This window comes from Rhodococcus sp. ARC_M6, assembly GCF_022810305.1.
Classification (GTDB): domain Bacteria; phylum Actinomycetota; class Actinomycetes; order Mycobacteriales; family Mycobacteriaceae; genus Rhodococcus_F.
On the sequence record NZ_JALGQH010000015.1, the window covers coordinates 66,309 to 78,793 of the forward strand.

Sequence of the window (12,485 nt, forward strand, 5' to 3'; positions counted from 1 at the left end):
AACGTCATGACCGATCTGAATGTCGAGGTAATTGTCGGTTCTGTACGCGTAGGTCGTATCGCTCCCGCAGTGACCGAATGGTTTGTCGAGCAAGCGCGAGCAGTGCCGGGTTGGAAGGTCTCGGTCATCGATCTCGCAGACTTGTCACTTCCAACTGATTTTTCGCAGTCAACAGCGACGGAGACGTTGCGTCGACGCATCGGCGGCGCGGACGTCGTCGTTGCTGTCACGTCCGAGTACAACCATGGATACCCCGCCGCACTGAAGACGGCACTCGACTCGGTCAAGCATGAGTGGCGTGCGAAACCGATCGGATTTGTTTCTTACGGGGGACAGTCGGGAGGGCTCCGCGCGAGCGAACAATTGCGACAGGTAGTTGCAGAGTTGCACATGGTTTCTGTGCGCCAAAGTGTGAGTATTCATCAGGTGCGCAAGCAGTTTCGTGACGGAGCCCGGAACGTGGACGCTGCCGCCGTCGATGCTGCCGGCCGAATGATCGATCAATTGGATTGGTGGGGAAGGGGTTTGCGCGATCGCCGTGCAGTCGAACCTTATCCCTGCTGATTCGTGGATGGAGACACCCGGAAGTCTTCGCCCGACCGGGGACGGCCGATGAACGCCGTTTCGGCTGCAATCGTGACAAGCGTGAGCGTGACGCGCGTCTTGTTTGTGTGAACGGTAATTCTGTCACCCAACGCATCTGGCTGGATGATCATGAGATCAGGTTCGAGATCCGGCCATTGGCGGGGGTCGCTGTAGACGTAGATCGCCGTGACGCCCGCGCGTGGTGGTAGTGCTTGAACGCCGTCGAAGACAACAGCATTGAAGTTTCCTTCCAAGCCGTGTCTGTGTCCCTGCCCGTGTTCCTGCCCCGACACGCGGAGGCGATCGGGAACTCCCATCGAGTCGACCAGAGATGCCCAAGTCTCGGGGCGGTCGGTGTGGATCAGGACGCGTGTTCCGGTTGCGATGGCGCGAAAGATCAATTGTTGTGCCACATAGAGTTCCCCGGCTACGAACACTCTGGTTACACCGGTGCCTGCCACCAGGGCGGTAACGCCCTGACCTCTCTCGTCCGAGCCGAGGAGTTGTCCGCAACCGGCGAGGGGCAGTGCCAGTGATGCCAACATCGACGCATCCATTGTGCGGGCGGGGGAGATGGTGTCGAGTGCGGCGATGACGGTCGGCAGATTGGTGATCAGTGCATCCCGCTGGCGGCCGCGCATCGAGATCAGTCCGGCGACCGGAGCTGCCTCGGGCGGATTCCTGGTTGTGAAACGGCACGTTGCGCTGACTGTCGTCAGCCCTGGTTCCTGCCTCGGGCGTAGTCGAACAGTCACCGATGTACCCATGGTCGGCATCGCCCATACTTGCGCGAGAGTTTCAGTGGTGATCGACTTGGGATCGATGCCGTATCCGAAGTTCGAGACACCGGGAAGCGTTGTCGATCGCCAGGTTTGGGCTACTTCGCCGATTTCGATGCCACGACTTACCTGGGCTGTCGCCGAGGAAACTTCGGGGGCGGTCAAAATGCGGGCCCGGGCCCCGGTCGCTTCGAGTACCCGAACTACCCGACTCGTCGCGACGGAGATGCTCCTCGCTGCGCCTTGTTCTCCACCGCCGCGCCGCTCCACGGCATCTACGCCCTCGACGCCGTCGAAACGTAGTGCGAGCCAGACTGTTCTGGTTGCAGTTGCAGGCAAGGGACCGATCAAACGGTCATACACCTCGGTTGCCGGAGTGCCGGCGGCCACCCGATTTCCGTGACTGACAATATCGATACCGGTGAGCGAAATGTCGTGCTGGTGGAGACAATCGGCTAGCGCCGCCGTCGGGAGCACATGGGAGGCGTGAAACGACAATCGTCCGATTCGCGTCAAATAGTCTCGTGGTGGAGTGATTTCGACGACGGTGACCAACGATGAACCATCGATGCGGAGACCGATGGATTGTTCACTCGGAGTCTGGAAACTCACGATTGTTCCGTCTGAGGTCGACTGGCCGCGCACATACCGAATACAAGTTCTCGCCCAGGTAATGATCGACCATCCGCCGACATGCAGGAGTAGTGCAGCGGCTACGCCGCAAGCGATTCCGAGCACCCACCAACGGTTGAGTCCCGCGAACGCGGCGACGCACGCTGCGCCGACGCCACAGGCCTGTGCGAACACGACCTCGTGCGTCGAGATCCTGTGTGACGACGGCCATTTTTTCAGGCGCGATCGATCCACGGTTTCACCCCCGAATACCTGACCTTGTCGTGGACCGGACGTGGACCACAGTTTCAACCCCGGGGGGAACTGTACTGTGTCATCTCAGGGGACGTCTGGCACGGGGGGAAACATGGCTGCGACACCGACCACGAAGTGGCAGGTCAACGGATACCGATTTTTGGTCCGGCGTATGGAACACGCACTGGTGCGTCGAGATGTACGGATGCTGCATGATCCGATGCGATCTCAGTCGCGTGCACTGATTGTCGGTATTGTGCTCGCTTCTCTGGGGCTCGCAGGTTGTGGGGTACTCGCACTCTTCCGGCCGCAAGACAAGATTGCCGACGCAAATATCGTCGTCGGAAAAGATTCCGGCGCAATGTTTGTCGCGATGGAAGGGACTTTTCACCCCGTGCTCAACCTGGCGTCGGCGAGGTTGATCATCGGATCGCCGGATAGGCCGGCGCTGGTGAAGGACTCGGAGATCAGTGGGAAGCCACGAGGAGCGCTTGTCGGTATCCCGGGAGGGCCGTCTGCACTGCCGGAAGCCGCTGATCCGACACATGCGCAGTGGGCGGTGTGTGACACGGTCGGGGCAGACGGAAAACGGTCGCTGTCGACGACGGTACTGGTCGGGGAGTCGGAACTCGGGGGCGGCGCGTCGTACCTGCCCGATGACCGGGCCTTGCTGGTTCGCTCGGGCGGAGATTATTTCCTGGTATACGACGGAAAACGAGCAGCAATCGATGCCGGCGATCCGGCGATCACCCGCGCACTCGGGTTGGAAGATGTTGAATCCCGGCCCATCAGTGCCGGAATGCTCAATGCAATTCCCGAAGTTCCGAGAATTGCGGCTCCACCGATTCCCGGTGTGGGAACAGTTCCGCGATACCCGTTGCAGGGCAAGACTGTCGGTTCTGTCGTTCAGGTGTCGACGGGTTCGGAGACCACGTACTACGTCGTTCTGGAGAACGGAATCCAGAAGGTAAGTTCGGCAGTCGCACAACTGATCTACTTCGCCGATTCGCAGGGAGATTCAGGAATGACCGCCGTGACGCCTGACGCGATCAATCGCATTCCTTCGGTGAACCAGCTGACTCTGACAGCGTTCCCAGTGGTCGTGCCCTCTGTGGTGACTGAGCGGGACGCACCGGTGAGTTGTCTTGCCTGGAAGCCGGATCGAGCTTCGATTGCAGCCGAACGTAGTTCCGCGACGATGAGCATGATTGTCGGCAGCGACCTTCCAATCGCGTCCGATGCCAAAGTGGTTGCACTGGCGCAGGCGGACGGGCCGGGGGATCGGCTGGACTACGCCTATATCGCGCCGGGTGCCGGAGGATTTGTGCAAGCAACCGGTATCGATGTCGACAGTGCCCGACGAGACGGAGTTTTCTATATCGCCGACACCGGCGTGAAATTCGGTGTACCGGACGAAGATTCGGCCAAGGCGCTCGGTCTCGTGCGGACTCCGGACCGCGCTCCTTGGCAAATGCTCGAGTTGCTTGCATCAGGGCCGGCGCTGGATAAGGCGAATGCCCTTGTCGCGCACGACGGAATGACACCAGACCCGTATCCCGCAGCGCCGGCTAACTGAAGACAACTGTCGAACGCGGGCAGGCCATGTCAGCTATTTGCGCGTTCGGAATACTTTCGTCGTATCGGAAATGACGCAAGTAGAGCCAGTATGCCCAAGATCCCGACGCCGGCAACACCGAGAAGTGCCGCGTCGCGTGCCCGGTTGTCTGCCGACGGAGGTACCGGAAGTGGAGCAATCGCCGTCGAATAGGCTGGGAATGGGTAGTTTTCGCTGTCAGTAGGGATGGCGGTGACAGCGGCAAGCGGATCGATTACCCCGTGCCCGACGTAGGGATTCCAGCCTTCGGCAGGGGCATGAGCGGTGGACTCCAGGCGGTGAACTACTTGGGTTGCTGTGAGTTCCGGATATCGAGATCGAACGAGCGCAGCTGTTGCCGCAACGTACGGCGCCGCAAAACTGGTTCCGTTGATCGCTTGAAGTGCCCCGTCGGGCCCGAAGGTTCCGTTGGTCAGGCCGGATTCGGACGGGTGCAACGAGACGATCCCGGTACCGGGCGCTGCCACGTCCACCCAGGGCCCTCCGAGGCTGAAGGGGCTTGCTGCGCCGTTGGGGTCGACAGATCCGACAGTGAGGACATAGTCGTCGTACCACGCTGGGCTGGCGATCGTACTGATCGAGTTCCAAGGATCTGCATCAGGTCTCAGTGGATTCGGGGGTGGATTCTGCGTTTTGCAGCCACCCGATCCCACATTTCCGGCAGCTGCGACGATGACGACGTCCTTGTCGACCGCGGCGTATCGGATTGCTGCGCCGAGTCGTTGATCGTTGATGCCGTCGGACGCAGACTTGCAGGCAACTTCCGAAATATTGATGACCGTGGCACCCAGGTCAGCAGCGTGACGAACAGCCATGGCCATGGTGTCGACGTTTCCATAGCCGGACGAGTTTTCGGCGACATTCTGATCGCCTTGCCTCCCTGCAACGGAGTACGCGGAGCTTGACTGTCGGATAGAGATGACAACCGCACCCGGCGCTGCACCGGAAAAGCCCGATCCGTTCTGCGGCTGTGCGCCGATCAGTCCGGCGACGACAGTCCCGTGCGCGTCGCAGTCCTCGGTTCCGTCGGACGTTCCGACGTAGTCGCCACCGGCCTCCACATTGGGGAGCCTGGGATGAGGGTTCACGCCGGTATCGATAACTGCAATTCGCTGACCGATGCCAGTGGTGAGAGGCCAGACGGCACCGAACGCCAGGTCGTGTTGGCCGGGGGGAATATCGGGACCGTCTCCGCCAGGTGCCGCGGGGATGCACAGCGTGCGCTGCTGCGTGGCTTGCGGAGGTGCGGGAGGGCCGTCTTCCGGGAGCATCGACGGCTCGATGGGCATCGGAATCGTGCCGGAAGCTAGGCCGTGGCCTCCGAGGAGCACCACGGCTGCAACGGCGGCAAGTATTGAGGTATCGCGCATCCGTCGGGTCATCCGAGTGCGTCGGCTGCTCAGAGTCCGCGCATGACGGAGAACAGGTCAGTCACCCAGCAGATCAGGGGCACGATCAAAGCGATCGCGGCTAGGTCGACAAGCTCCGCAGCCCGTCGCATGACCGGACTGAAGACTCGACGTGGGGCGATGATGCCCACGACAAGTGCCACGACGAGAACAATCATGGAGAGGGCAAAAATGACCAGGCCGTCGTCGCGACGAGCCCACATCAGTGAACTCAGAACGAACAGGACGACGGAGGCACCGGACGCGATGAGAGGAACTGCCTGATTGCTGCCGGCGAAGGTGCGTCCGCGGAGCATCAGAACGGCGGCGGTCACGCCGGCAAGCGCGGTACCGGACCAGACGAATCCGCCGTCAGAATCGATCGCTGCGACCCTGACTGCCCCGATCAACGTCACAATAGATGTCGCCACTACCAGGCCGGTCAGGTAGCTGCGGGCGCGTCCGGTTCTTTCGGTCAGTTCCTGGAAATCCGGCAGTTCGGGTTCGGTTGCCGGATCCCGTGCTTCATCGAGCGGATTCCCGGGAACGGGAACCGGCGGCAAAGGAAGCTTGGCGAACAACATGGAAAGGCGCGCCGTGTTCGCCAGAATGATCAGTGAAACTGCGATGCTGACGGCACTGAGCGTCTCGAGCGGAACGTCAGGAAGCGTAGTTGCGACTCCCGCTGTAATAGCTGCGGCGATCGAGATACCGAAAAGTGCCGTGAATGCGGCTATTCCGACACCGCACAAGCGGAGGCACATTAGTGTCACCGACGCGACGAGCACCGACCCCAGAAGGATATGCGGAGCGTGTATCGGGCCCGGAACGAAGAGAATCCCGGCGGTGAACGCGGGCGACACCGAGGCGCATCCGAGGACGACTGCACTTCTGCTGTCGCAGTAGACGCGGGCTGTCACGATCGCGGCGATAGTCAACAGTGCCGCAGCCGTCAAAGCGCAAGTGGCGCCGGGTAATCCGGTTGATCCCAGGATCAGAGCGGACGTGCCGACGATCGTAGCAGCGACGGCGATCACCGAACCGGTGGTGCGTGCAATGTCCGGAGTCCAACGACGGTATGTCTGCGCGTCCGTAGCCGCGACGGTGTACATGATGTCGTCGAACAGCGGCGATGGAGCCGCGGTGTTCGCGGTTTCCAGGACGAGCAACTCGCCGTCGCGGATTCCGAGTTCGTGAAGAGTGAGTGTGGGCGAAAGAGGTTCGCGACCGACCTTGGCCAAGGACCAGTCGGTTGGTTCGAATTGTTCGGCGGTGGTGTCGAAATCGTTGGAGCCGCTGTGGTTGCGAATTGTGTCGACAATGCCGGGAATGACCAATGTGAGCGGAATGCGAAGTGGCACTGCGAGATCCACCTGTGTGTGTGCCGAAAGTATGGTCAGGCGACACAGCTCGGCCGCCGGCGCCGTTCGGCGATCACTCGCCGTCGCTCCTGCGTCGGTTGTGGACATGCTCACGATCAACCCCTCCGAAGTGACACCTCATTCGCGAATCCCCATTCGCGTCACCCCTGTTCATCGGAACCATACGACATCGGGCTCACAAATGTTGCTGCGAGGACGCAATCGAATGGTTGCCCCGGCTGACTGTGTCGGTCGGATGAGCTAATGTCTGTCGTTGCGTGATCTTTGCCATGGGGGGCAGTTCGGCAAATGGCGGACGAGTCGATCGTAGAAGTGCGCGCCAATATCACTGTTGGGGGTGGGGTGAATTGAGCACAGTCAGGTTTCCGCGTCGACCTCGACGTGAAGCGCCGCGGGCGCCGGGTGGTGAGGTGACGCTGCAGGCGCCGCCTGAGATACCGCGCGCTACGCCGGGGAATCTGCTGACCAAGTTGTTGCCGGTTGTCATGGTGGTGGCCATGATCGGAATGGTCGCATTGATGTTCACATCGGGGATGGCACGAAATCCGATGTCTCTGTTGTTTCCGGTGATGATGATGGTGTCGATGCTTGGAATGCTGGCCGGCGGCAGACGCAGTGGTGGTGCGCGCGCATCCGAGGTCAACGAGGACCGCAAGGATTACTTGCGGTATCTCGATCAGTTGCGTCGCGATGTCGATGAAACGGGCCAAGCGCAGCGCCGAGCACTGGCGTGGAGTAATCCGGAACCGGCGTTGCTGTGGACGTTGGTCGGAACGTCGCGAATGTGGGAACGTCAAGCCGTAGACGCAGATTACTGTCACGTTCGAGTCGGCCTCGGAAGTCAACGCTTGGCAACTCGATTGATCCCGCCGGAGACCGGTCCAGTGGAGGATCTCGAACCCGTTGCATCCGTATCGCTTCGGAGATTTGTCCGTTCTCATTCTGTAGTCGAGGACCTTCCGACGGCTGTGTCACTGCGGGGCTTTCCGTCGGTATCCGTCGCGGGTCATCGTGAATCCGCCCGGGCCCTGGTCCGGGCGATGGTGATGCAACTGTGTACTTTTCACGGTCCGGACGTCCTGCAAGTTGCGGTGGTCTGCGGGTCGGATACTGCATCGGAATGGGAATGGGTCAAATGGTTGCCGCATACGCAGCATCCAGATGCGTCCGACGGCGCCGGTGCTGCGCGGATGGTGTACGGCTCGTACCTCGAGTTGGAAGGATCGCTGGGGGACCAACTGGCGATGAGGGGTCGGTTCGCTCGGAATGCGCCTGCAGCAGCGGGTGTGCCCCATGTGATCGTCGTTGTGGACGGTGGACTGCTGGAGGGTGATTCGGGACTGTTGACCGCCACGGGGTTGGATTCGGTGACGGTGGTCGACCTGTGTGGTTTCTGCCCGGCGCTATCTGCCAGTCGAGGTCTCAGGTTGGTGGTGAGCGCCGATCAGGTGGGTGCGGTCAGTAGCGTCGGCGTGGAGAAGTTTGCGAGTCCGGATGCCTGCACGACAACTACTGCGCAGTCATTCGGGAGGAGGATGGCGCCATACCGTGCGTCTACTCAGAACGCGGTCGATTCAGGCGACGACGATGCAACGGCGCGTTCGTGGAGTCAGATGCTGGGAATCGGAAATGCGGCGCGGTTCAATCCGGATCATGCGTGGCTGCCACGCCAAGGGCGCGATCGATTGAGAGTGCCGATCGGTGTCGGAGCAGACGGGCAGCCAGTCGAACTGGACCTCAAAGAATCTGCCGAGAATGGAATGGGTCCCCATGGTTTATGTATCGGTGCAACGGGTTCGGGCAAATCGGAGTTTCTCCGGACGCTCGTTCTCGGCTTGATCGCGACGCACTCACCGACTGCCCTGAATCTGGTCCTGGTTGATTTCAAAGGCGGTGCGACGTTTCTCGGTCTCGAGGATTCGCCCCATGTTGCTGCAGTGATCACGAACCTTGCCGAGGAACTCGCCATGGTGGATCGAATGAAAGATGCGCTTGCGGGCGAAATGAATCGGCGTCAAGAACTTCTCCGATCGGCCGGAAACTTCGCAAATGTGTCGGACTACGAAAAGGCGAGAGTTGCGGGGGCCGCTCTCGACCCCTTGCCGGCATTGTTCGTGGTGGTGGACGAATTCTCCGAATTGCTCAGTCAGCAACCGGAATTTGCAGACCTGTTCGTGGCGATCGGTCGACTGGGACGATCACTGCACATCCACCTTTTGCTGGCGAGCCAACGCTTGGATGAAGGAAAACTGCGTGGCCTCGACAGTCACCTCTCGTATCGTATTGGCTTGAAGACGTTCTCCGCCAACGAGTCACGAACTGTTTTGGGAGTTCCCGACGCGTATTACCTGCCAGGAACTCCAGGCGCGGGATATTTGAAGGCGGATTCTGCAGAAATCGTGCGGTTTCAAGGCGCATACGTGTCCGGGCCTTACGAAGGTGCTCGGATCGCTCCGGCGCGACTCGCGACGGAACAGTCTGTTGCGCTCGCTCCGGTCCTATTCACTGCTGCGGCCGTCCTGGGTGATCAATTGGATGATGCCATGGTGGAACCGGACTTCGTGGATATGGGTGAGGCCGGAGACGAATCACGAACTCTCATGGGAGTTCTAGTGGACAGAATCAGAGGGCACGGTCCACGTGCCCATGAAGTGTGGCTTCCGCCGCTCGATGCATCACCGACACTCGACCAGTTGTTACCGCGTGCTGCGGCGGGTGAATCGAATGTTATTCGCGGCAACCTGACCGCGCCCTTCGGGATTGTGGACAGACCGTTCGATCAGCGGCGTGAACTGCTGGTAGCCGACCTCAACGGATCGACTGGTAACCTCGCGATCGTCGGTGGCCCACAGTCGGGAAAATCGACTGCCCTGCGCACACTGATCATGTCGTTCGCGATGACACATACAGCCGAGCAGGTTCAGTTCTACTGCCTCGATTTCGGCGGTGGAACTCTGCTGGGGTTGCGCGATCTCCCTCACGTCGGTTCGGTTGCAAATAGATTGGACGGCGACAGAGTTCGGCGAACCGTTGCCGAGGTGTCGGGGGTAGTCCAGCAGCGTGAGCGATTGTTCCGTGATCACGGTATCGATTCGATGGTCGAGTTTCGTCGGCTACGAAGCAGCGATCCAACCGGTGAGAACGTCGCAGCCGGCTTCGCACACGATCAGTTCGGTGACGTGTTTCTGGTGATCGACGGTTGGCCAAGCGTTCGTTCGGACTTCGAATCTCTCGAGGCGCCGATCAATACGCTTGCCGCGCAAGGTTTGTCCTTCGGTGTTCACGTTATCGTCACGGCGTCGAGGTGGGCGGACATCAGGCCGGCACTGAAGGATCAGTTGGGAACCCGCATCGAACTGCGACTGGGAGATCCGGGTGATTCCGATGCTGGGCGGCAGAAGGCCAGCATGGTTCCCGAGAGTCACGCGGGGCGGGGCATCACCCGCGAGGGTTTGCACCTCTTGACAGGGCTGCCTCGGATGGATGGAATTGCGAGCAGCGTGGAGTTGAGCGCCGCTGTGTCGGCCACCGTTGCGCGGATTACGGCGATGTCGACCGGACGCGTTGCGCCGGCTCTGCGTATGCTTCCCGATTCGTACACTCGGACAGAGCTTTTGAACGTCGTCGGCGACAGCTGGCCGAGTGCAACTGCGGCAGACGGTAGGTGCCTGCGTATACCGATCGGACTCGGCGAAACCGATCTCGCGCCGGTCTACATGGACTTTGCCGAGCATCCGCATCTCCTCGTGTTCGGCGACACCGCCTGCGGAAAGACGTCATTGCTCCGTGGAATCGCGGAAGGCATCATGGCTTCGAACACGCCGGCGCAGGCAAAACTGATAATCGGTGACTATCGTCATTCGATGCTCGGGGTTGTCGAGGGCAATCACCTCGGCGGGTATTCGGCCTCGGCAGTGACATTCGGTGAACTGATGGTGGACCTTTCACGCATTGTTGCAGCGCGGCTGCCGAGCGGGGACACGACGCAGCAACAGTTGCGGGAACGTTCGTGGTGGTCAGGCCCCGAGATTTACGTGATTATCGACGACTACGACTTGGTGGCGACGTCGACCGGCAACCCGGTTGCGGCACTTCTCGAACACATTCCGCATTCGAAAGACATCGGCTTGCACTTGGTGATCGCGCGACGTTCCGGCGGTGCGGGTCGCGCACTGTTCGAGCCGGTGATCGCTCGAATCCGCGACATGGGTACGGCAGGCGTAGTGATGAGTGGCAATCGTGACGAAGGGAACCTGGTCGGAGCAATACGCGGTTCGGCGATGCCGGAAGGCCGGGGGACCTATGTGTCGCGGTCGCAGACACAACTTGTGCAACTTCCTTGGATGCCACCACTGTGAGACCAGGGGCGAACGCTACTGCTGTGATTCCGGGCGCGACGTTGTCGGTGTCCGTCCATATCGGGACGTCCAATGCGTGGTCGGCCACAGCCCAACGTGAATTTTGTTGTCGCGCAGACATCGGAGGAAATTCTCGGGATCACTCGCGTTCCGGCGGTGTCAATCCGCTCGACTACATCGGTGATGACTACATCGAGTTCGGGGGACGAATCACGTCCACCGTTCTCGAATTGGTGACGTTGATTTCTCATGCCGTTCAAGGCTGCGGTCTGTCCGACGCCGATGTGCTGTATCTGAGTTATCCGTCGGAGTGGGGGAATGCTCGTAAGGGTCGACTGTTGGTGGCCGCGCGGCAAGTCGGCCACGACGTCGTTCTCGTCCCGTCTGCGATTGCGATCGCTCGTTCGATGCGTAGCGTCTGGCGATCGAGGTGCATCGTGGTCGAGATTCGCTCCGGCGACGCTGTCGTGTCGTGCTTGCGGGACTTCGACGGGGATGTGACGGTCATGAGTACGCGGCGTGGGCGTCTTGCCGAATTGCCTGATTTGTTTGCAGAATTCGAAGAGTTGACCGGCCGCGACACAGTGGTAGTTGTCGGGCGACAGTCGCATTCGGTTGCATCGTCCTTGGAACGGGGCTCGAGAAGCATCCACGGCTATGCCAGCGTTCGTGTTCTCGACGAGAGCCGTATCGTCCGCTCGATCGTAGATCCACGGGTCCGCCTCGACGCGGTCACCGCTGAGAATTCGGCCGGGCGGGCAGTCGATAACTCGGCCTTCGGGGATCGGTGGGTGCCGCCGTCGCACGTCGTTGCGCCAACAGGTGCTGCGCGTCGTTCGCGTCGTTGGTGGCCAGTGGTGACGGCCTGCGCGGTGGTCATCTGCGTGCTTGCGGCGGGTGTAGTGATCGCGAGCGATGATGGTGGCATCGAAGGCGCATCCACCGAAGGCGGTATCGAAGGCACAGTCGTACAAGGACTGACGGCCGACGCATCCCCAGTGGATTCGCCTGCAACCACTTCCGGTCTTTCGCGCACGTCGGAGGCGCCGCCGACCAGTGTGCCCCTGGAAATGGGGCGGGTTCGACTGGATTTGCCGGCGGGATGGTCACGCGAGTCGGGCCGTTCGACGGCGGGTCGGACTGACATCGTGCCGCCGTCCGGAGCGGATCGGAAAATCGTCGTTGTCGAGAAGGAACTCCGCGAGGGAGTGGAATTCGATGACGTCGAGGTTGCGCTGCGTGCCCAGTTCGCGACCCTCGAGGACCCGTCCCGGTTTCAGGACTTCGAGTCCGTCGTGACAGCTGAAGGGCGAAAGACAGTGTTGTACATGGAGTTTCCGGACGGGTATTCAGAAGTTCGATGGAAGGTGTACGTCGAACGTGGCCTGCAGGTGAGTATCGGTTGTCAGTACCTGGTCGGAGAGTGGGACATGTTCGAGTCCGAATGCGGTCGAGTTACGGGGAGTCTGGCTTACGTGAACTGACCGGTGCTGTCGGCAAAATTTCTTTCG

General features: G+C 60.7%; 7 protein-coding genes. 4 read left to right on the forward strand and 3 right to left on the reverse strand.

All coding sequences use genetic code 11. From position 1 onward, the window contains the following. The first annotated feature begins 6 nt into the window (after positions 1-6). Positions 7-564, forward strand: coding sequence for an NADPH-dependent FMN reductase (locus tag MTX36_RS16815; protein ID WP_243620855.1), 558 nt, complete (start codon positions 7-9; stop codon positions 562-564). On the opposite strand, the gene eccE is transcribed toward MTX36_RS16815, so the two are convergent. Further along, entirely contained in the window at positions 552-2,231 is a 1,680-nt protein-coding gene (eccE, locus tag MTX36_RS16820; RefSeq protein ID WP_308198231.1) for a type VII secretion protein EccE, read from the reverse strand. The two genes, MTX36_RS16815 and eccE, sit on opposite strands and share 13 nt — an antisense overlap. A 112-nt stretch (positions 2,232-2,343) precedes the next feature. On the opposite strand from eccE, the gene eccB reads away from it, so the two are divergent. After that, entirely contained in the window at positions 2,344-3,807 is a 1,464-nt protein-coding gene (eccB, locus tag MTX36_RS16825; RefSeq protein ID WP_243620857.1) for a type VII secretion protein EccB, read from the forward strand. Positions 3,808-3,836: 29 nt separating this feature from the next. Here eccB and mycP read toward each other — a convergent pair whose 3' ends face one another. Both mycP and eccD read right to left on the reverse strand, forming a co-directional pair. Continuing rightward, positions 3,837-5,228, reverse strand: coding sequence for a type VII secretion-associated serine protease mycosin (gene mycP, locus MTX36_RS16830; protein ID WP_374230496.1), 1,392 nt, complete (start codon positions 5,226-5,228; stop codon positions 3,837-3,839). 17 nt (positions 5,229-5,245) lie between these two features. After that, positions 5,246-6,703: a type VII secretion integral membrane protein EccD gene (eccD, locus tag MTX36_RS16835; RefSeq protein ID WP_243620909.1), complete on the reverse strand. Its 1,458-nt coding sequence runs from the start codon at positions 6,701-6,703 to the stop codon at positions 5,246-5,248. A gap of 260 nt (positions 6,704-6,963) precedes the next feature. Here eccD and eccCa point away from each other — a divergent pair, with 260 nt between their 5' ends. Together eccCa and MTX36_RS16845 are read left to right on the forward strand one after the other, a co-directional pair. Continuing rightward, positions 6,964-10,974, forward strand: a complete 4,011-nt coding sequence (gene eccCa, locus MTX36_RS16840) for a type VII secretion protein EccCa (RefSeq protein ID WP_243620859.1) — start codon at positions 6,964-6,966, stop codon at positions 10,972-10,974. A 23-nt stretch (positions 10,975-10,997) separates the two neighbouring features. Further along, entirely contained in the window at positions 10,998-12,458 is a 1,461-nt protein-coding gene (locus tag MTX36_RS16845) for a type VII secretion-associated protein (RefSeq protein WP_243620860.1), read from the forward strand. The last annotated feature ends 27 nt before the right edge of the window (positions 12,459-12,485 follow it).

Bases quoted from the DNA above. Each gene is read 5' to 3' on its own strand.
- mycP (WP_374230496.1), bottom strand. From the start codon at position 5,228: ATGACCCGACGGATGCGCGATACCTCAATACTTGCCGCCGTTGCAGCC.
- MTX36_RS16815 (WP_243620855.1), top strand. From the start codon at position 7: ATGACCGATCTGAATGTCGAGGTAATTGTCGGTTCTGTACGCGTAGGT.
- eccD (WP_243620909.1), bottom strand. From the start codon at position 6,703: ATGTCCACAACCGACGCAGGAGCGACGGCGAGTGATCGCCGAACGGCG.
- eccB (WP_243620857.1), top strand. From the start codon at position 2,344: ATGGCTGCGACACCGACCACGAAGTGGCAGGTCAACGGATACCGATTT.